The organism is Paenibacillus sp. 19GGS1-52 (assembly GCF_022369515.1).
GTDB lineage: Bacteria > Bacillota > Bacilli > Paenibacillales > Paenibacillaceae > Paenibacillus_AQ.
Genome location: NZ_CP059724.1, coordinates 5,005,298 through 5,026,456 on the forward strand (window position 1 = coordinate 5,005,298; position 21,159 = coordinate 5,026,456).

The 21,159-nt window shown below is 46.0% G+C and carries 21 protein-coding genes; 5 read left to right on the plus strand and 16 right to left on the minus strand.

Annotated elements, in window-relative coordinates; translation table 11 throughout:
* Nucleotides 1–342 precede the first annotated feature (342 nt).
* From sufB to H1230_RS23365, 8 genes are all read right to left on the minus strand, one after another.
* A complete protein-coding gene (sufB, locus tag H1230_RS23330) occupies nt 343–1,740 on the minus strand; it encodes a Fe-S cluster assembly protein SufB (RefSeq protein WP_154118054.1) in 1,398 nt (465 codons plus the stop codon).
* Nucleotides 1,741–1,765: 25 nt separating this feature from the next.
* On the minus strand, nt 1,766–2,197 hold the full coding sequence (sufU, locus tag H1230_RS23335; protein WP_239712247.1) for a Fe-S cluster assembly sulfur transfer protein SufU: 432 nt from the start codon (nt 2,195–2,197) through the stop codon (nt 1,766–1,768).
* Nucleotides 2,184–3,410, minus strand: coding sequence for a cysteine desulfurase (locus H1230_RS23340; protein WP_239712248.1), 1,227 nt, complete (start codon nt 3,408–3,410; stop codon nt 2,184–2,186). The genes sufU and H1230_RS23340 overlap by 14 nt, the downstream gene beginning before the upstream one ends.
* Nucleotides 3,407–4,708: a Fe-S cluster assembly protein SufD gene (sufD, locus tag H1230_RS23345; RefSeq protein ID WP_239712249.1), complete on the minus strand. Its 1,302-nt coding sequence runs from the start codon at nt 4,706–4,708 to the stop codon at nt 3,407–3,409. The genes H1230_RS23340 and sufD overlap by 4 nt, the downstream gene beginning before the upstream one ends.
* Before the next feature lie 26 nt (nt 4,709–4,734).
* Nucleotides 4,735–5,517, minus strand: coding sequence for a Fe-S cluster assembly ATPase SufC (gene sufC, locus H1230_RS23350; RefSeq protein ID WP_239712250.1), 783 nt, complete (start codon nt 5,515–5,517; stop codon nt 4,735–4,737).
* Between the two features lie 231 nt (nt 5,518–5,748).
* On the minus strand, nt 5,749–6,321 hold the full coding sequence (locus tag H1230_RS23355; RefSeq protein WP_239712251.1) for a DUF1802 family protein: 573 nt from the start codon (nt 6,319–6,321) through the stop codon (nt 5,749–5,751).
* Nucleotides 6,322–6,524: 203 nt separating this feature from the next.
* Nucleotides 6,525–6,986, minus strand: coding sequence for a Dps family protein (locus H1230_RS23360; protein WP_239712252.1), 462 nt, complete (start codon nt 6,984–6,986; stop codon nt 6,525–6,527).
* Nucleotides 6,987–7,270: 284 nt separating this feature from the next.
* A complete protein-coding gene (locus H1230_RS23365; RefSeq protein ID WP_239712253.1) occupies nt 7,271–7,573 on the minus strand; it encodes a YunC family protein in 303 nt (100 codons plus the stop codon).
* Between the two features lie 213 nt (nt 7,574–7,786).
* Here H1230_RS23365 and H1230_RS23370 point away from each other — a divergent pair, with 213 nt between their 5' ends.
* Complete coding sequence (locus H1230_RS23370) at nt 7,787–8,290, plus strand: hypothetical protein (RefSeq protein ID WP_239712254.1); 504 nt, start codon at nt 7,787–7,789, stop codon at nt 8,288–8,290.
* 91 nt (nt 8,291–8,381) lie between these two features.
* Here the strand turns inward: H1230_RS23370 and H1230_RS23375 are convergent, their stop codons facing one another.
* Nucleotides 8,382–8,765, minus strand: a complete 384-nt coding sequence (locus tag H1230_RS23375; protein ID WP_239712255.1) for a DUF423 domain-containing protein — start codon at nt 8,763–8,765, stop codon at nt 8,382–8,384.
* Nucleotides 8,766–8,938: 173 nt separating this feature from the next.
* Between H1230_RS23375 and H1230_RS23380 the strand changes: the two genes are divergently transcribed.
* Nucleotides 8,939–9,352 (plus strand): hypothetical protein, encoded by a 414-nt coding sequence (locus H1230_RS23380; RefSeq protein WP_239712256.1) that lies wholly within the window; start codon nt 8,939–8,941, stop codon nt 9,350–9,352.
* 136 nt (nt 9,353–9,488) lie between these two features.
* On the opposite strand, the gene H1230_RS23385 is transcribed toward H1230_RS23380, so the two are convergent.
* Entirely contained in the window at nt 9,489–9,953 is a 465-nt protein-coding gene (locus H1230_RS23385) for a hypothetical protein (protein ID WP_239712257.1), read from the minus strand.
* Between the two features lie 210 nt (nt 9,954–10,163).
* Here H1230_RS23385 and yhbH point away from each other — a divergent pair, with 210 nt between their 5' ends.
* From yhbH to H1230_RS23400, 3 genes are all read left to right on the plus strand, one after another.
* On the plus strand, nt 10,164–11,327 hold the full coding sequence (gene yhbH, locus H1230_RS23390; protein ID WP_239717516.1) for a sporulation protein YhbH: 1,164 nt from the start codon (nt 10,164–10,166) through the stop codon (nt 11,325–11,327).
* Between the two features lie 216 nt (nt 11,328–11,543).
* Complete coding sequence (locus tag H1230_RS23395; protein ID WP_239712258.1) at nt 11,544–11,873, plus strand: PadR family transcriptional regulator; 330 nt, start codon at nt 11,544–11,546, stop codon at nt 11,871–11,873.
* The gene (locus H1230_RS23400; protein WP_239712259.1) at nt 11,870–12,418 is read left to right on the plus strand and encodes a DUF2812 domain-containing protein; all 549 of its coding nucleotides are present in this window, start codon (nt 11,870–11,872) and stop codon (nt 12,416–12,418) included. Before H1230_RS23395 ends, H1230_RS23400 begins: the two co-directional genes overlap by 4 nt.
* A gap of 69 nt (nt 12,419–12,487) precedes the next feature.
* On the opposite strand, the gene melA is transcribed toward H1230_RS23400, so the two are convergent.
* From melA to H1230_RS23430, 6 genes are all read right to left on the minus strand, one after another.
* The gene (melA, locus tag H1230_RS23405) at nt 12,488–13,993 is read right to left on the minus strand and encodes an alpha-glucosidase/alpha-galactosidase (RefSeq protein WP_239712260.1); all 1,506 of its coding nucleotides are present in this window, start codon (nt 13,991–13,993) and stop codon (nt 12,488–12,490) included.
* A 100-nt stretch (nt 13,994–14,093) separates the two neighbouring features.
* Complete coding sequence (locus H1230_RS23410; protein ID WP_239717518.1) at nt 14,094–15,023, minus strand: AraC family transcriptional regulator; 930 nt, start codon at nt 15,021–15,023, stop codon at nt 14,094–14,096.
* Between the two features lie 159 nt (nt 15,024–15,182).
* Nucleotides 15,183–17,237 carry a methyl-accepting chemotaxis protein gene (locus H1230_RS23415; protein WP_239712261.1) on the minus strand — a complete coding sequence of 685 codons (2,055 nt, stop codon included), beginning with the start codon at nt 17,235–17,237 and terminating at the stop codon, nt 15,183–15,185.
* A 92-nt stretch (nt 17,238–17,329) separates the two neighbouring features.
* Nucleotides 17,330–18,175: a sugar ABC transporter permease gene (locus tag H1230_RS23420; RefSeq protein ID WP_239712262.1), complete on the minus strand. Its 846-nt coding sequence runs from the start codon at nt 18,173–18,175 to the stop codon at nt 17,330–17,332.
* A complete protein-coding gene (locus H1230_RS23425) occupies nt 18,172–19,485 on the minus strand; it encodes a sugar ABC transporter permease (protein WP_239712263.1) in 1,314 nt (437 codons plus the stop codon). The genes H1230_RS23420 and H1230_RS23425 overlap by 4 nt, the downstream gene beginning before the upstream one ends.
* Before the next feature lie 110 nt (nt 19,486–19,595).
* Nucleotides 19,596–20,939, minus strand: coding sequence for a sugar ABC transporter substrate-binding protein (locus H1230_RS23430; protein ID WP_239712264.1), 1,344 nt, complete (start codon nt 20,937–20,939; stop codon nt 19,596–19,598).
* Nucleotides 20,940–21,159: the final 220 nt, after the last annotated feature.

The following is a 21,159-nucleotide window of genomic DNA, read 5'->3' on the forward strand; positions in this document are numbered from 1 at the left end:
TATATTTTTTAGCGCTTTCATTTTAGGGACTTTAAGCAGTTTATCATCCATAATTTAATGCGGCAAAGCGGAGAATGGACCGTTTTCATCGGTTTATCGGAAAAAGCCCACTTAAGATAGGGGAAATAGAGGCCTATATCTTAAATTGCTCCTAATTACTCGTTAATGCTGATGAATTATGCATAAGTATAATTTCGCGGAAATCTCACCTTGCGGAAAGCGTCCTTTTTACGGATTAATTCCTATAATATTCTATTTATTAATTCTTTATTTTCGGGAAATGGCAAACAAAAAGCGTATCCAGAATTCGGACACGCTTTTATAGTTAATATTTGTAAATGGTTAACCGATAGAACCTTCCATCTCCATTTTTATGAGACGATTCATTTCTACTGCATATTCCATCGGCAACTCTTTAGTAAAGGGTTCAATGAACCCCATAACGATCATTTGCGTCGCTTCAGCATCTGTCAGGCCGCGGCTCATCAGATAGAATAACTGCTCTTCAGATACTTTGGAGACCGTTGCTTCATGCTCAAGCGTAATGTTATCGTTCATAATCTCATTGTAAGGGATCGTATCCGAAGTGGATAGATTATCCATAATGAGCGTATCGCATTTAATATTCGACTTGGCACCATCCGCATTACGGCCAAAGGAAGCAAGTCCACGGTAAGTAACCTTACCACCATGCTTGCTGATCGACTTCGATACAATCGTGGAAGTGGTATCAGGAGCCAGATGAATCATCTTCGCACCCGCATCCTGATGCTGGCCTTTACCTGCTACCGCGATGGAAAGCACTGATCCCTTAGCTCCACGGCCCTTAAGCACAACTGCAGGGTATTTCATGGTTAGCTTGGAGCCAATGTTGCCATCGACCCATTCCATTGTTGCGTTCTCTTCAGCAACTGCACGTTTGGTAACGAGGTTGTAGATGTTCGGTGCCCAGTTCTGAATAGTAGTATAACGTACACGCGCGTTCTTCATACACAAGATCTCAACAACTGCACTATGCAGGGAGTTTGTGCTGTAGATTGGAGCTGTGCAGCCCTCTACGTAATGTACGAAGCTATCTTCGTCAGCAAGAATCAGGGTACGCTCGAATTGTCCCATGTTCTCGGAGTTGATACGGAAGTAAGCCTGCAAAGGCACTTCGCATTTAACACCCTTAGGAACATATATGAAGCTTCCGCCTGACCAGACCGCGCTGTTTAATGCAGCAAATTTATTATCAGCTGGAGGAATGATGGTTGCAAAATATTTGCGGAATAATTCCGGATATTCACGCAGTGCAGTATCGGTATCCGTGAAGATAACCCCTTGATCTTCCAGAGACTTTTGCATGCTGTGGTATACAACCTCGGACTCATATTGAGCCGAAACGCCGGCTAGGAACTTTTGTTCCGCCTCGGGGATACCCAGTTTGTCAAACGTTTCCTTGATCTCGGAAGGTACTTCTTCCCAGGTCTTTCCTTGTTTCTCGGATGCTCGTACATAATACTGAATATCCTCGAAATCCAGATCGTCCATGTTGCCGCCCCAATTAGGCATCGGCATCTTCCGGAACTGCTCCAGGGATTTCAGGCGGAAATCCAGCATCCACTGAGGTTCGTTCTTGATTGCCGAAATTTCTCTAACAATTTCGGCCGTCAATCCTTTACCAGACTGGAATATCGACTTGTGCTCATCACGGAACCCGTATTGGTATTCCTCCATTTCAGGCGCTTTCTTAGCCATGGTGTCAGCCTCCTTGTTTCTAATTTTATTTGTGTTGCTGTTCTATATCTATTCCTTTACGAAGCGCGTTCCATGCCAGTGTGGCACATTTAATCCGCGCCGGAAATTTATTAACACCGGAAAGAGCCTCTATATCCTCATAATCTCCGAAGTCTACAGTTTCACCCTTCATCATAGAAGAAAATTGCTCAGCAAAGTCAAGTGCTTCCTTTACGGTTTTGCCTTTGACTGCTTCTGTCATCATGGATGCTGATGACATACTGATCGAGCAGCCTTCACCGCTATATCGGGCATCCTTGACAATTCCATCCTCTACCTTGAGCTGCAGCGTAAGGCGATCGCCACAGGTGGGGTTATTCAGTTCAATTTTCAGAGCATCATCGTCGAACGAACCACGATTCCGGGGATTTTTATAATGATCCATAATTACGCGTCTATACAAATCATCCAAGTTCATAAGCGAAATACTCCTTTGTCTTGATTAAGGCAGCGACCAGCAGATCTATTTCACTCTCGTTGTTATAAAGATAAAAGCTGGCCCGCGCCGTTGAGCTTACTTCCAGCCAACGCATCAGCGGCTGACAGCAATGATGACCAGCACGAATCGCAATCCCTTCAGCATCCAATACCGTAGCCACATCATGGGGATGTACATCACCCAGATTAAAGGTTACTACGCCAACTTCACGGTTACGCGGACCATAAATGCTCAGTCCACTAATTTCGGATAGACGGTGCTCAGCGTATGCTGCAAGTTTGGTCTCATGACGATGAATTTCATCCAATCCAACCTCCTGCAGGAAATCAATAGCTGCTCCGAGTCCGACAGCACCAGCAATAATGGGTGTACCTCCCTCGAATTTCCAGGGAAGCTCTTTCCAAGTAGACTCATAGAGACCGACATCGTCAATCATCTCTCCGCCGAACTCTACAGGCTCCATAGCCTCCAGCAATGCTTTCTTGCCGTAGAGTGCGCCAATACCGGTTGGAGCGAGCATCTTATGTCCCGACAGTGCATAGAAGTCACAATCCAGGTCCTGTACGTCCACCTTCATATGAGGAGTGCTCTGTGCACCATCCACAACGATGACTGCTCCATGACGATGAGCAATAGCGGCGAGCGCCTTAACTGGATGAGTAACTCCCATCACATTGGATACATAAGCAATAGCCACGATCTTGGTTTGATCCGTAATCGTCTTCTCGGCATCCACTAGTAGGATCGTTCCGTCTGGCTGAAGCGGTATATATTTCAAGGTCGCGCCAGTCTTCTTGGCTAGCTGCTGCCACGGAATAAGATTGCTGTGATGCTCCATCTGTGTAATGACGATCTCGTCGCCTTCACCGACCACTGAAGGGCCATATGAAGAAGCTACAATATTTAAAGCGGTTGTTGTCCCACGTGTAAAAATGATTTCTTGAGTACTGCGAGCGTTTATGAATTTAGCTAGTTTCTCCCGTGCTCCCTCATAAGCATCCGTTGCACGGCTGCCCAGCGTATGAACACCACGGTGTACATTAGCGTTATCCCACTCGTAATAAGACTTAACAGCCTCAATTACCTGCCGCGGCTTCTGCGAAGTAGCGGCATTATCCAGATAGACCAGCGGGTGCCCGTTGATATTCTGATTCAATATGGGAAATTGCTCCCGGATAGAACTGCTGATCATTGGCCTAACTTCCTTTCCACCAGAGATTGGAGCTGTTTGCGCAGTCCCTCAAGTGGAATTTGTGACACGACGGGAGCTAGGAAACCGTAAATGACAAGTGTTTCCGCATCATGCTTGGAAATTCCGCGTGACATCAGGTAATAGACTTGCTCGGGATTGACCTGCCCTACAGAAGCGGCATGGCCTGCTGTAACATCATCTTCGTCAATAAGCAGAATCGGGTTAGCATCTCCACGAGCTTTTGGACTCAGCATAAGTACTTTTTCAGTCTGCTGGCCGTCTGCACGGGTTGCGCCTTTCTCGATTTTGGTGATGCCGTTGATAATAGATGTAGCTGAATCACGCATAACCGCACGTGTGATCATATTACTTGGTGTATTTCTGCCAAAATGCTGCGCCTGTGTAGTGTAATTAAGCTTCTGCGCTCCAGAACCAACCGCGATTATCTTGGCATTGGAGGAAGAACCATTGCCTTTAAGCACAGACTTCGTATCACTCGCTGTATTACCATAGTTCATCTCACCGACAATCCAGTCGATTATTCCGTCGTTCTCTACAACAGCGCGGCGGTAAGTCACGTCTGTCGTGTCCTCACCCAACTGATGTACGGAAGCGAATTGAACTTTGGCACCAGCTCCTACAAAAACTTCTACCGCACCATTGTGCAGCCCGGCTTCCGTTTTGTCGGATACATAGTTGTCAACATAAGTTACAGAGCTATTCGCTTCAGCAACAATCAGAATATGCGGGACAAATACGGCTTCTGCATCGTCTGTTAACAGAACTGCCTGTATCGGTGTGCTGACAATGACATTCTTCGGAATATAGAGGAAGATTCCCCCACTCCATAATGCCGCATGAAGTGCAGCAATAGAATGCTCATCCGGTTGTACAGCCTTATGCAAATAACGCTGCACCAAATCACCATGTTCTTTAACCGCTGTCTGCAGATCAGTGAAAATAACGCCTTGCTCTACAAGCTCAGGGGCCAATCTTGTGTATACAACTTCCGAATTCCGTTGAATAATCAAACTTCCTGCCTCTTGACCCTTAATTAGGGCGGCAATGGAAGCAGGGGCTTCATTCAGTGCTGTGAAGGCCTGACTTGCCTTATAGGTACCATAGGTATTTAAATTCCAACGATCAAGTTTCGTCTTTTCCAGTCTTGGCAGTGTAAGGCTAGCTGCCAATTCCAGTGCTTTCAAGCGGCTTTCTTTCAGCCAGCCCGGTTCGCCGCTTCTCTGCGATAATTCGCTTAAGTGCTCAGCGTCCACCGGAAGAATGGTTTGTGTCGTCATAAGTGGTCTCCTCCCTCCTGGCGTCTCTATGCTTCCTGTCCTACAGTTTCATCTTCGATTCCGAGTTCCTCTTTAATCCACTCGTAGCCATCTGCTTCCAGGCGCTCCGCAAGTTCTGGACCACCGGATTTCACGATTCTACCCTGCATCATCACATGTACAAAATCAGGGGTAACATAGTTCAGAAGGCGTTGGTAATGGGTGATCACTAGGAAACCGCGACCTTCACTACGCATAGAGTTGACACCCTCAGCAACAATCTTTAAAGCATCAATATCAAGGCCGGAGTCAATCTCGTCCAATATAACGATTTTGGGGTCCAGCATCATCATTTGCAGAATTTCATTACGTTTCTTCTCTCCGCCAGAGAAACCTTCATTTAAGTAGCGGTGCAGGAACTCAGGGTTCATATCAAGGTCCTTCATCTTGGCTTCCATCTGCCGAATAAAACGGATCAGCGAAATTTCGCTTCCCTCTTCACGGCGGGAATTAATGGCACTGCGCAGGAAGTCAGAGTTCGTGACCCCGGAAATTTCACTTGGATATTGCATCGCCAGAAAAAGACCCGCACGTGCACGTTCATCAACAGCCATCTCCAGTAGATTTTCGCCTTCCAGCGTAGCCGTGCCTTCCGTAACTTCATACTTTGGATGTCCCATTAGAGCAGAAGCCAAAGTACTCTTACCAGTACCATTTGGTCCCATGATGGCGTGAACCTCGCCACCTTTCATTTGAAGGTTAATCCCCTTCAAAATCTCTTTCCCTTCAATCGATGCTTTCAGTCCCTCAATGATAAATTCTGCGGCCATAATTAATATTCCCTCCATTGATCGATTTTGCGAAATCAGAAAGCTGTATTTTAACAGGTTATCCCTGATGCCAGCATAATTAGATTCTATATCACATTATAATTATTATAAATTGAAACTCGTTGATTATCAATGATTCTCACTAATTTTATAACAAACAATGTTTTTTTACAAACATCTATTTGCACATTTCACCATACCAAGAGCGATAAAATCCTTTTATAAGGCTGATTATTCTCTTAATGCAGTCATTATAATATTTGATTGCCGTTGAAACTCTTCATCACTGAGAACAGGACGGAATTTCCCTACATCAGGCAGAGAGGTTAATTCTATCCATGAGCGGCAGCCAGAATATTCCGGAAGTACTTTAATCTCCAATGGCTCTTCCAATATATAAACCCGAAGTAGTAAAATATGCAGGGGTTCTGTGGCTTTCCAGCGTAATCTTTCGCTAGCTAAGCCTTCACTCCACATATGATAAGGATACAGCAATTCCAATTGTTCCAAAGTACGGACTTCTAAATCTGCAACAGCCTCAGCATAGGCGTTCAGTCTGATCGTTGGTGCATTTGGGTGATATGAAACGAGAGATTGTTCGACATAGTGGCGGTCTTTTTCCTTCACCAGTTCAGTGCGCTGATGCTCAAAGGTTGGGTATAAATAGAAGGAATGACTCTTAAGTTCAAAGCGCCGCGTCTCTTCCTCAATTCCACCTTTACGAAGCACCATAATTTGCTTTCCTTCTATAAGAGCATCTATAGCCGATGCCCACTCTTTTAAAGCTATAGAATTAGTATTCACAGTGAAGCACTCCTCTCCATCGCATATCGTATTAAGATGATTAATAAGCATTATATCGTCTGCGACAAAAGTCTACAAATTATACAAGAATCCCTCAAGAAAGATCAGTATTCCGCGATATTTGCGTATAAAGAAAAATAAAGCCTCCGTGTTAAGGAGGCTTTATTGGCTACATATAGTGCTGATGCATGAAAGCTATTTATTCAGCCCAAGAAAGAACGCAGCATCCATTGATGTTTCTCGAAATCGCTACGAGTCTTGATGAACAAATCTGCTGTAGGTTGATCTGTAACTTGTTCCGCAAGCTCAATGCCTTCAGTTAACTCCTCGGAGATCGTTGCAAAGTCTTCAATCAGACTCTGAACCATTGCTCTTGCATCTTCCTTGCCTGTAGCTTCTTGAATAGTAGAAAGTTCCAAATATTCTTTCATAGTTGCTGCTGGGCTGCCTTTGATGCTTAACAGCCGTTCAGCTACCTCGTCCATTTTGACTGTAACTTCATCGTACAAATTTTCGAATTTTACGTGAAGGGAGAAGAATTGCTCGCCTTTAACGTACCAATGAAAATTATGAATCTTAACATACAATACATTCAAGTTTGCGACCTGACGATTCAGAACCTGCTCCAGAGAAGCAGTATTTACTTTGTTAGATGCTTTAGCCATAATAATTATCCCTTCCTTATCCTTAAAATTTAGCCGGTTGTATTATTGACGGTCCGGCCTTGCGGTTGTCTATATTCATTTTACCCTCTAGCATCTAAGACGAAACAAATTTCTTACCATCCTTGCTTCTACAATTCTTCCTGTTGCTATTTTGTAGGATGAGCTAAGAAGCCTTGCATTATGCTCTGTTCTAAAAATTAGATTGTGACACCTATACGTTCTTATATTCAGGCAAAAGAGGCCCTTAGGCCTCTTAAATTTTACAAAATGTTGAATTTTTCTAATTACAGCATTCGAAGTAGCGCGTCTGCACCGCTCATACCTGGGACAATGCCAAGACTTTCCGCTTCTATAGTAACAGACTCCATCGGGGCAGCCAGCAACTGCGACAATGTGCGCACACCTACAGCACGTCCGGCTATGATATGGCGGTCAGCAAGCTGCTCATTAAGCAGTCCTACATCTAACGCACCGCACATAATATACCCCCGGCTTGTGCTTATGGTCAGCAGCGTTGTTTTCGGCAGCTTGACCTCAACCCCGACCAGAGTATGATCACCTACCTTAATAGGTTCTATGGTAACCAATACCAGCACCTCCTAATTTCTTGATTCTCGATGTATGTGTATGCATCTCCACCAGATATTGTGTGGACTATAAACCTATACTTTTGGAGATAAATGGTTCCTAAGTCCCGATACCTCATTTACAGGTATATGATTATTTCGAATTTAATGATATAGTTTATCTACTTTCTTATATTCAGCAATAACGTTTCTAACAATAAAGCTGGGGGATTTATGGACAAAAAACTACAAAATACAGACGGAAATTATCTCTTTAACGTCGACATCCTGATTAATGCCCGTACTAACCCGCTAGCATTGCAATATTTGCTTGAAATGTTGAACAGCAATGACAAAACAACTGATTTCAACATTAATTCAGGTCTTGAATTAGGTAGAACCATCGATACTCTTCTACGCTCTGCCAAATTAGCCATGAATCAAGAAGTAGCTCCTGCCAATTCATTAAAAATACCGATGAAATATTCCAAACAGCAAGCAGAACTCCCTCCAACACAAAGCATAATTGAAACACCAGCTGATGCCTATGGTAAGATCCATGAATATATTCAAAGTAAACAATTGGTTCGCCTCAGAACAAATCGTCATGGTAAGCAAGTGTCCATGCCCTGCCGTATTTTGAATTTTGATGAAGCTGCCAACTCGCTGAGTGTTTACCATGTGGATGAGAAACAGGTCTATACCTTTAACTTGAATGAGATCGACGAATTTCTGTAAGCGTAAGCGAATACAAACAAGCACCCTCCTTTTATTCCTAGGATAGGGTGCTTGTTTGTTTGGGGCAGTTGTTCGGAATGCTATATCCGGCTCAGGTTTCCGATCTGCGTGAGAGTGCCTCCAGGGCCAGAAATATCCAGCCAGCAATAAAGCATACTCCCCCTAGCGGTGTAATCGCACCCAGAACCTTAACACCCGTAATGCTCAGTACATATAAGCTTCCGGAGAAGAGTACGATGCCACTGCACAGAAGCCAACCTGCCCAACGCAATCGTGTACTTTCTCCCCACTGTCCCACTACAAGTGCAATCAGAATCAGTCCCAGCGCATGGATCATCTGATAATGCACGCCAGTCTCATACACCTGCATGTAGTCCTCGCTAATGATTGATTTCAGCAAATGTGCTCCAAATGCACCAATAGCAACACCTAACATAGCCAGTAACGCTCCCCAAGTCATAAATGTTCGTTGCATGGTTATACAGCTCCTCATGTTGGACTTTTCCTATCTTAACGTATCGACATGTCATATTTCCAGCAGGCCGGATAATAAATTGCAAATTTTTCCGGCTAGAACTTGCATTTACAGTCTCAATATGAAAAAGTGAATATTAACTATTCATTCTAAACTCTCAAGGAGTGCTGCTCATGGACTACAATTCTTTGTCGAAATCAGATTCACCCGAACCACCCTACGTCTATGAAGAGATGAAACAGAACTTTAAACATTCTGGACCAGGTATTGCTTCTTTCGTCATCAGCTTAGCAACGCTTCTTGGCTACGCCGTTTCCTTCTTAATTGTAGGCGGAATGGCATCTTCCATCATGAATGAGGCGGGTAATCTATCAACCGATTCATCACAAAGTATTATGTTCTTGGGGCTATCCGTTCTGATCCTTGCTGCTCTTAATGTAATCGGGGTAGTCATCGGAATTATCGGTATTTCTCTGCGGAAGCGTCGCAAAGTATTCGGAATTATCGGCACTATCATCAACGGGCTTATTATTTTGCTCTTTATGTTGCTTGTCGCTGCAGTGCTGGTGAACGCCGGAGCAGTTTAAGAACAAGCTACTTCATAAAGTTAGTTTTGATATGTACAAAAAACCTCTTCTTTGCTAAATGGTCCAAGCTTCTACCATTATACAAAGAGAGGTTTTTTGGTGCTGTTCATATGAAAGAAAAGTATGCCAAGGCCAATTATCGATTGAGAATAAGCTTGGTGAGAATCCGTTGCTTGAGCGTAGCATCGCCTGCCACTGCTTTTTCCACATATTCAAAAGCTACAGGATCATCCGTATTCAAGGTATCCGGTGCGCTCTCCGTTCCTGCTCCCAGTTCAAAGGCTGTTGCACCTTCGGCAGTATCGATTTCGACGGAATGATTATCAATTTGGCCCACGTAGTTGCCTGTACCTTTTATTACCTTCCCTTCCTCATTCGGGGATGGGCTAGGCGCTGCCGTGACGGTAACCGGGGGCTCCGTAGCTGCAGGAGAAGAAGAAGCAATAATCGCACTCTCTGTAGGGGCCGGAGAACTAGTAGCTGTAGCTGTGGCTGTGGCTGTTATGGGTGCTGCTGCCGGAGTGTTCCCGCCGCAAGCGGTCAAAACCAGCCCAAATACAGCGACTGCCGCTATTGCGGATAATGAACGTTGTTGTTTCATGTTGACTGCCTCCTCCAATGGGTTACGGTACTTTCAGAACGTTCAGGCTTATCCTTATAAACGTTTAAACCACCCATGAGGTTGCAAAAGAATTGCCGTGGGACATTCATTCAGGGAGTTTATACTTTCTGCCATTCTCACATATCCCCCCTCCCCATGAATATACTTTAGTTACAACTACCGATTTATATTCCATGGGAGGTGGTCATCCTGTCGCAATCATCCGGTCCTTATTCCTTCGTCGTATCAAAAGAAGACTGGTCCCTTCACCGCAAAGGCCATCAGGATCAGGAACGTCATCAGCAGAAGGTCAGAGAAGCCATCAAGGATAATTTGCCTGACTTGGTTACTGAAGAGAACATTATCATGTCTGACGGCAAACAAATTGTCAAGGTGCCGATTCGCAGTCTGGATGAGTACCGGATTATTTACAACTACCGCAAGCAAAAGCATGTGGGACAGGGAGACGGTGACAGCCAGGTTGGCGATGTGCTCGGGCGCGATTCGCAGTCAGCGCAACCGGGCAAAGGAGATAAGGCCGGCGATCAGCCTGGACAGGATACAGTGGAAGCAGAAGTCGATCTGGAGGATCTGGAGGACATTCTGTTTCAGGATATGGAGCTCCCTCATTTAAAACCCAAGGATAAAGAACAAATTGAGGTTAAATCCATTACCTTCAACGATATCCGCAAAAAAGGCATGATGTCCAACATCGACAAGAAGCGCACCTTGCTGGAAAATCTACGGCGTAACTCTAGCAGAGGTACGCCTGGCATTCACAGCATCAGTCCCGACGATTTGCGCTACAAAACATGGGATGATATTACCATTCCTCATTCTAACGCCGTTATTATTGCGATGATGGACACCTCAGGCTCAATGGGATCTTTTGAAAAATACTGCGCCCGCAGCTTCTTTTTCTGGATGACCCGCTTTCTGCGCCGCCAGTATGAGAAGGTAGAGATTGTTTTTCTTGCCCATCATACGGAAGCCAAGGAGGTCAGTGAGCATGATTTCTTCACCCGCGGCGAGAGCGGAGGCACAATCTGCTCCTCGGCATATCAGAAGGCACTGGACATTATCGACGCTCGCTATCCGCCTGCCCAGTATAACATCTACCCTTTCCACTTCTCCGATGGCGATAATATAACTTCCGACAACGAACGTTGCGTAAAGCTGATTGGTGAACTGCTGAAAGTAAGCAATATGTTCGGCTACGGCGAAGTAAACCAATATAACCGCAGCAGCACTCTCATGTCCGCTTACCGTCACCTGAAGCATGAACAGTTCATGCATTATGTCATCAAGGATAAAAAGGAAGTGTATCAGGCGCTAAAGACTTTCTTCGGCAAAAGAGCGCATATACAACAATAACCGCTGAAACCCTGTGCGCATTCCCGTAAAACTGAAAAAACCTCTGTCCCGCAATATAGGGATAGGGGTTTTTGGCAATGTCCCCCCTCGTTCCCCGCTAAATTCAGCGGACGGCAAGAAATATCTCTGTTGACATTTATATCGGCCAGTGATACATTTTTTATATCGTCAGACGATACATCGTTGATTGATATAACAAGAGAGTGGTGAGAGAGTTTGCCAGAGATCAAAGATCATGGAGCCTTGACGGAAGGTGTATATTATATTCTTTTATCCCTGCTCACCCCAATGCATGGCTACGGAATTATGCAGAACGTGAAGCTGCTGAGCCAGCAGAGGGTTGAGTTGGGTGCAGGCACATTATATGGCGCGCTTGGCACCCTGGTGGAACGAGGCTGGATAGAGCCGCTGCAGGGCATTCAGAATTCACGAAAGAAAGAATACAAAATTACGGATGAAGGAATACATGTCGTTCAGACAGAAATGACCAGACTTGACGAACTTCTGAACAATGGAAGGAAGCTAATGGGGGGCGAAGCGGAATGAGTCGAACAGTTCGCAAATTATTCATGGACTTTGAGAAGGAAGAACAATGGCTGAATGAGATGGCCGCCAAGGGACTTGCGCTTATTAAATACTCCTGGGCCTGTTATGTATTCGAAGAAAGTGGCAGAGGGGAATTCATTTACCGGCTTGAGTTGCTTGAGAATGATCCAAAGGGAGCCAAATCTGCCGAATACTTAAAGTTTGTGGAGGAAACCGGAGCCGAGTGTGTGGCTGTCAATTTTCGCTGGGTCATATTCAGAAAAAAAGCAGCGGATGGACCCTTTACAATTTATTCCGATGCCGACTCCATAATAAAGCATTACCAAAGGGTACACCGCCTGTGGATTTCTTTGGCTATGATGGAACTGGTCATCGGCTTCATTAATCTAGGTATGTCTGTCTTGAACAATCGGAGTTCCCTTTCCAATATCAATCTTGTAATTGGTTTGCTGCTTATTGCATTGGGCGCAGTTTTCATTCTGTTCAGTATGCGGGTCCGCAAAAAAATCAAAAAATTATCCAGTGACAAGCTGATCCGGGACTGAGGAGTCTATCCATATTATAATTGTAAATGGGCCTGAAGCAAATTCCATCTGCTTCAGGCCCGTTCTGTGTTAGCGTACCTTTTCGCGGTCCTTACCCTTATCGGATTCCCCGGCATTCTTATTCGCCGCATCACGGTCCTGCATCATTTCGTCAACTGTCTTGACCTTCAAACGGGCAGCACCTTCGTTATTAGACAGAGTCGGCACAAGTTCTCCTGAGGCCAGCCGCTCTTTCGCTGCTGCTATTGCCTTTCCGTACTGAGGCAGCCACTGCTCTCCGGCCATAAGCATCTCGTCAACCATCTGCCAGATTTCTTTAGGATTACAAACCGCACCCACGAGTGGGTCCATCATAAAGGCCTGGCGCAGCAGCAAGTCATCCCCATGTACGGCAGCTTCGACGGCTAAGCGCTGTACTGAAATGCTGACGTTGCACACAGCGGCCAGCCCAAGCGGCAGTTCTCCCACGAGTGCTATGGAAATCCCATTATGGTCCACATAACCCGGAGCTTCAATAATCGCATCACTCGGCAGGTTGGCGATTACACCATTGTTCACTACGTTAAAATGGCCTCTGTAGACTCGGCCTGTTTCTAAACCTTCTATAATATAAGAGCCGTGTTCCTCACCGCGATTCTCCGCAGTATACTCTAGCGCCGGGTCTTGCATCCAGTTCGGAAAATCGGTTTCGAACCAGTTGCGCCCTTCTGTACAAACCCGTAAATATCCACCAGTTTCTCCATTAATCCAGCTTCCCAGGTCGATCCAGTCCATAATCTCGGCGCTGCGCTTGCGGTACCATGGTAAATATTCGCTTAGATGACCGTTCGATTCCGTGCTGTAATACCCAAAACGACGCAGCATGTCGATGCGCACCTTCTCCGTACGGCTGAATTCGGGGTGCTTCTCAAAAGCTTCGAGCAAGCCTGCCGTCAGATCCTTGCCCTGATGCTTCGCTGAGATATACCAGGTCTGATGATTGATCCCCGCACAGATAATATCCACATCGGCTTTGTTCAATCCATAGACATCGGCAATCTGCTGATGCCCATGCTGGACTCCATGACAGAGTCCAATCGTCCGCACACCGCCATATTTATTGCAAGCCCAGGTCAGCATAGCCATCGGGTTCGAATAATTAAGCAGCAGTACATCAGGTGAAGCCATTTCTCTAATGTCACGGCAAATGTCCAGCATCTCAGCAATCCCGCGTTGCCCGTACATAATGCCTCCGGCACAAAGGGTGTCGCCTACACACTGATCAACACCATATTTGAGCGGAATGTCCACATCGGTTGCGAAAGCCTCAAGTCCGCCCAGACGGATGGTACAAAATACGTACTTGGCATCCTTCAGTGCTTCTCTGCGGTTAGTTGTCGGCTGAATCTTTATGTTTAAGCCATTCTCTTGAATATCCCGCTGGCACAGCTCGGTGACCATCTCCAGATTATGGCTGTTAATATCCATAAACGAGACTTCAATCTCTTGGAATTCCTTTACTGTCAGTAGGTCACGCAGCAGTCCACGTGTAAAGCCGATGCTGCCCGCACCGATAAAAACTACTTTAAAAGACATCGATATCATCCTCCGGTCATGAATGGATTGTACTAATCCATTGTAGCAAGGGAGCTACGGGAAGCGTAACCAATATCATGACCAGTTTGGATTAATCGTGTCAAATATCCTCACTATCTTTTTGAATATCCTGCTGGCTGTAACTCCAGGAATGGCGTTCGATGGAATGGCGGTATTCCACAGGAGTGCAATCGGTATATTTTTTAAAAAGAAGATGGAAATATTGTCGGCTATTAATCCCCACATAATCAGCAATCTCGGCAATGGGGATATCACTTTGCCCCAGCAACATCTTAGCCTTCTCCATTCGCAGCATCGTCAAATAATCGGTCAGTGTCCGTCCGGTATGTATCTTGAAAATACGATGCAAGTAGCCGGGATGCAGGTTGACAGCTGCAGCAATATCCTTCACCTGAATATTCTGGTCATAATTCTGATGTAGAAATTCGATGCTCCGCCGCACATAGAGCTGTGTTGGCTGCTGGCTCATGGGCAGCTGTTCCGAGCGTTGTCTGGATATCCGCAGCAATAGCTCACAGAACAACAGATGAACCATACTTCCACCATTAGTCCCGCGCTGATCCAGTTCAAGCACCAACCCCTTCAGGACGTGATAGATCTCCTCTGGATCAGTCAACACCAGACTGGTAAAGGGAGTCTGCAGTAGTTCAGCCAGCGCTGGTTCTTCTTGGGCCAGCCTGCCGATGGAGGGAGCGACTCCCTTATATTCCATAAATCCAAATTCCACATTGAGCATCCGACAGGGAATCCCCTCGTCCACGATAAGCCTATGCGGGACATTAGCATCCAGAATGATTAGCTCACCCCGCTTCAGCCGAAAGCTCTGCTCATACCCTGTATTTGGCCGAACTTCAACAACACAGCTTCCAGAGATAAGATACATAATTTCCGTCGAATTGTGTCGATGATAAGACATCGTGTAATTATTCCATTGCTTGTAGTAGTAGGCAAAAAACTGTGGACTGTAATCTCCGGCCAGCAATGCCTGCTGAAAGAGGCTTCCGTTAATGTTTGGCAAGCTCCTCTCCCCCTTTCATAGCTTGATTATTAACTCAAGTGTAGCCTGCAAGAGAGATCCGGACAAGGGAGCGAGCTTTAAGTGCACAAACAGACCTCCGCATTCCGTGGTTTCCCTACGGCGTGCGGAGGCCCCTAAGTTCACTGCATTTCACACGTGAAAAGAGATGAGAGATTGCTTCAGGTCTTCAGCCAGTCCTTCCAGCTTAGCGGATAGGGCTACCAGTTCCTCGCTGACAATAAATTGCTGTGAGGACATAGAGGCTACTTCCTGCGTTGAAGCATTGGTCTGTTGCACAACTGAACTGACGCTGGCCATCGATTCACCTAAGCGCTGCTGGAACTCTATCAGCTCAAGGATCGAAGCAGAGGAGTGGCCAATGTGTCCGATGAAGAGCTCCATTTCCTTTTTGACACTTTCAAATATCGTTGACGACTCCCGCACGGAGGAGATCTGCTCGCGGAACAGTGGTGCCGCCTCATTGACAACCTTGGCCGTCTCTTCAATGTGTTGGCCAATCTCCTCAGTAATCTTGGAAACGGACTCGATTGACTGATTGGATTGGTTGGCCAACTGGCGGATTTCATCAGCAATCACAATAAATCCTCTACCGGCTACACCTGCTCTAACCGCTTCAATTGAAGCATTAAGCGCTAGAATATTTGTCTGCTTGTTCACGGCTATCATCGGGTGCAGAATGCTCCGAATCAGATGCGTACTTTCTCGCAGCTTGGTGGAATTCTCTTGAATAAGATTCATCATATCCATCGTAGACTCACTTTGCTTCACTAACAGCTTCATTAACTCGGTGCCTTGGTTACTGACGGTTATGACAGACTCAGCCGAGGAATCCAGCACTGTATTCATTTCGGCTACTTCATTCATTTTGCCACCCATAATTTCCACATTGCGGTTGCTTTTCTCCGCCTCTGCTGCCAAAGTGACTGCTCCCTGGGCAATCTCGCCGGTGGCTACTGCCACCTCTCTGGCATGAAGTGAGGTTGTCCCCGAGGCTGCAACCAATTGCTCTGAAGTATCCAGCACCTCTTCCGCCGACCTGTTGCTCTGTGCAGCAAGCCGTGAGATCTGCTCCATCATATTGTTAAAGCTCTGGCCGAGCCGCCCGATCTCATCCTGGCTTTTAAAACGGGTACGAACTTGAAGATTGCCTTTCTCTCCCTCTTCCATCAATCCAGCCAGCTTGCCAAGCGGACGCCCGATTAAGCGCACCAGCATATACCCGATAAACACCGCTATGACGGCTGCCGCGACTACCACTGACAACGTTATGTACAGCAGCTTGCCTGCGGATGCAGTGAAATCACTGACCGGAGCATAACCCATCAACGTCCATTTCGCGGTTGACAACGGCTGATACACTATGAGTTGAGAGTCGCCTTGCTCGTCAGTGGCTGTGAAGGAATGACTCTCCTTCTTGGATTGCTCTGCTCCTATCTGAATAAATGAGGACTGGCCGAGCAAAGCATCATCGTCTCCATAGACGATATCCCCCTCGGGCGTAAGAATACGAATCTCACCCGCAAGTCCAATATGCAGATTGGATAGCACATCGGCCAACGCCTTCCCTTTGATCTCGATCAGCATGTAATACTCCGCATCAGGATGCTGGATATTCCGCAGCAGTCTGCCCATGGTGAGGGAGGATTCGCTATATGCATCGAAGAAGCCCTTGGGGCGGACCGGAAACCAAACCGGATTCCCCTTCGCATCTGTAATTTGCTTCATTCTTTCGAGAACGCCAGCATCACTGCGCACCGAACTCGTACCTGTTGATTTATAAGACTCAGCATCAACTAGACTTTTGGCTACCAGCCGGATACCGAACAGTCGCTCATCCGAACCTTTTACCGAATCCAGCTTTCTGCGTATCCGATCTTCGGCCGCGGTCTTAGCCACCGTAGTGGCTCCAGAACTATTAACAGCCTCCATATCGGCCTTCAATACGGGATCCACAGCAAATTGTCTGGAAAGTGCTTCATATTCAGCAAGCAGAAAATCAAGTTTATCCGCTGCCTGCAGCGCAGATTGTGATGATGCCGTGGCTACCTCATCCGTAATGATCCCTTTGGCTGCATAATATGAAGTCAAACCCAGCACGGAGGTTAGAAGCACTATGGTACAGAACAAAATAACGAACAGCTTTACGCCAACTGATCTGAAATGGTAAGTCCGTAACCGTCTCATTATTCTATCTCCTCATACAAAATAAAGGCACAGCCCCTCCCATAATGCGTAAGGCTGTACCCAGTTTAAACTGTGAAGCATAAAGCTGACAATTATCCTTTGCTGGCGCCTGCAGTCAAGCCGTCTACAAGCAAACGCTGCAGGAAAATGAACAGAATCATAATCGGTACAGCAATCAAAACAGCACCTGCCGCAAAAAGTGTGAAGTTGGTGTTCTGGTTACCATTAACCATATCCCACATCCCGACCGCAACGGTCCAATTCTCTTTGGACCGCAAGATGAGCCGGGCAAAGATGAAATCCACCCATGGACCGACAAACTGAGTCAGTGCCATATAGGTGATCATCGGACGTGACAAGGGCAGAATAATCCGCATAAATATGCCAAAATTACTCGCCCCATCAATTCGGGCCGCCTCATCCAGCGAGCGGGGAATGGTATCGAGAAAGCCTTTAGCGATAAACGTTCCACCTAGTGGCGCACCCGATGCATACACGATGATCAGTGCCAAATGCGTATCCAGCAGATGAAATTCTTTTAGCAGCAGATAAATTGCAATCATACTCATAAAGCCGGGGAACATCCCCAGGATCAGGACCGTCGACAGTGCCGTTTTACGCGCCTTAAAGCGGAATCTGGACACCGCGTAGCTTGTCAGCAGTGTTAGTACCACGCCGATAAGCATGGAGCAGATCGCGATCTTAAGTGTATTGGCATACCAGGTTCCAAACATATAGACCGGTGAAGTAAACAGTTCCCTAAAATGGTCGAATGTGAAATGATCAGGAATCAGCGTCTTGCTGTACAGGGATTTACCGGGCCGGAAGGACGCCAAAAGAATCCATAAGGCCGGGTACAGCGCAGCTATTGCTAGTCCTATTAATACAATGTAACTACCTGTTAAGCGAATAAGGTTAGCGAGTTTGCGTCCGCTCATTGGATCATGTCCTCCTCTTTAAATGATTTGGTCCGGCGGTAATTGTACAGGGAGAAAGAAGCTATAATCACAAAGATAATGATCCCTATGGCCGAGGCCATGCTGTATTTGTTCTGATCCAGCGTCAATTTGTACAGCCAGGTTACCAGCAGGTCCGTCGAACCCGCATATTGATAATCCCCATTGACCGGGTTACCTCCGGTTAACAGGAAGATGGCATTAAAGTTATTAATATTGCCGGCAAACTGCGTAATTAGGGTTGGTGCGGTTGAGAACAACACCAGTGGCAGGGTTACAATTCTGAACTTTTGGTAAGCAGAAGCTCCATCCACCTCGGCTGCTTCATACATATCCCGGGGAATTGTAGTGAGCACACCCATGATAAGCAACATCGATACAGGAATACCAACCCACATGTTAACGACAATAACCGTAACCTTAGCCCATACCGGATCAGTCAGCCAAGGCAACCCGCCCAGTCCGAAATATCCCATATACTGGTTGATCGGTCCGAATTGACCGTTGAACAAATTGCGCATGAGCAAGAGAGAGATTAGCTGGGGTATAGCATAAGGTACAATCAGGAGCGCTCTCCAAACACCCTTGAAGCGGATACCTTTCTGACTAATCAGTAGCGCAACCAACAAACCGCCGAAATAAGTGGTTATCGTAGATAGAACCGCCCAGACAATGGTCCAGGTTAGTACACCATAGAAGGTATGGCTCCATGTCTTGAGCACAAGCAAATTGCGGAAGGTCTGAAACCCGACCCAATCCACCAGCTTGGCTGGCGGCATATGATCCGGCGCGGAATAGTTCGTAAACGCCAGCATGATCATGAAGATAATCGGCATAACGGTAAAGAACAATATACCAATACCCGGCAGGATCAAGAAGGTCTGGGCAAATTTATAATCCAGAATATAACGAACCGTTTTGGGGAACGAATTCGCTTGAAGACCGGCTTCGCGTTCTGCACCGATCTTGTAAGCATCTTTAATGTTCATGTACCAAGCGATTACAATGATTATAAGAATAAGAACGGTGATTAAGCTCTGAATCAATATGTAAATGGAGTGGTCACCCGTGACCATTTTGGCGATGCCATTCACTTTTTTCAGTTTGCTTGGGGTATCTCCTAACGATAGCAAGCCCCATACCGCTCTACCGAGATTCCCGATAAAATAATAAAGTGCTACAGCCTCTACGGCTAGAAAAATTAAACCTTTAATGAATTGGCGGTTATATATTTGTCCCAATCCCATAAATATCGTTGACAGTATTGCGGCTCTCTTACGGTGTCGCTGCATTTCCCTTCCGTTCTCCTCTCCACGCAAAATCATAAAAACCGCCAGCCGCTAACCATGCGGCGGGCGATTGTGATTTCACTATATGCTGTTACTGCCTTGTTCCAACAGTGTTATTGAGCTGCTGCACCGTTGTTCAAATCCTTGATTTGTTCAACCGCTTTTTCCATCGCGGCTTTAGGGTCAGCATTGTTGTCCCAAATTTCTGGAAGTGCTGCATTTACAGGACTCCATACATTGCCCATTTCAGGAATGGAAGGCATCGGTTGGGAGTTCTTCGCTTGTTCTGCAAAAGCCGATACGAACGGATCACCAGTGATTTGTGGATCTTTAAGGGCTTCGTTATTCGTCGGAATCGATCCAATCGTCTTGTTCAGCAGAAGCTGCGCTTCTTTGCTGGAAGCAAAATGTGCATATAATTTAGCTGCATTCGGATATTGAGAATACGCATTAACCCCAAAGATTTTGATACCTGAGAACGTAATTGCCGGTTTACCGTCAATTGTTGGGATAGGAGCGATACCGAGGTTGTCGCCCAGTGCTTCTTTGTAGCCAGCCAGCTCCCAAGGACCAGTAATATCCATAGCTACGTCACCCGTGTTGAACAAACTGCGTTTGATATCAGCATTGATATCGCCGCTCTTGATTGGCAATACTTCTTTCAACTTAACAAAAGTTTTCAAGCCTTGAATAGCACCGTCTGTTGTCAAGCCGATATCATCTTTGTTCGTACCGTTATCGCCGAAGAGATATCCGCCACCAGTAGCGATGAAAGGATAGTCGTAGTACATGTTGCCGACTTCCCACATAATTCCGTATCTGTTCTTGGATTTATCAGTGAACGTTTTGCTGAAAGCAATTACGTCATCGAAGGATTTTGGAGCTTCTTTTACTAAAGATTTATTGTAGTACAGGGCATAAGTTTCAGCCGCTCTAGGGTAACCGTACAATTCACCATCATATGAAGAACCTACGATAGAAGCTTCAGTGTTATCAGCTTTCGTCTGTTCACCGAAGATATCATTTGGAAGAAGCAAGCTTGCACTTGCAGCTTTACCCAAGTTATCATGCGGAATTAGAACAACGTCTGCTGCCAAGCCCGAAGGACCATCCTGAGAAAGCTTAGTCACTTGATCCGGTGGTGCTACTTCTTCAATCTTTACTGGAACATTATATTTTGCGGTAAACTGCTTGGAGATTTCTTCAGCGAAAGGTCTTTCTTCTTTACTTTCCCAGACGGTCAGCGTTGCGCCGTCTTCCGGTACAATTTCATCTGCTGCTGTGGAGCTGACGTTGTTAGTGCCTGCATTGTCTGTTGTTGCATTGTCTGCAGGTGCATTTGTGGCGTTCGCTGCGTTACCCCCGTTGTTATTCGCATTGTTGTTGGAGCCGCACGCTGTAATGGACAGAGCCATAGAGAACGCTGCGGTGAGAACCATGAGTTTTTTCAACTTCATTAATTTAACCCCTCCTAATTTGACAAACAAATATTATGTAGCACTGCCATACAGAGACTTGCGCAAACGATTTCAGAAGAGATCAAAAAAATATTGATTCTATCTTTGTTCACTTCCATATTCCGCTTCAGCAAGTTCTAGAAAGCGCTTCATTCATGAATACATCATACAACAGTAATCTTTGATTGTAAAAACGTTTGCACATAGTTTATTTGGCCGT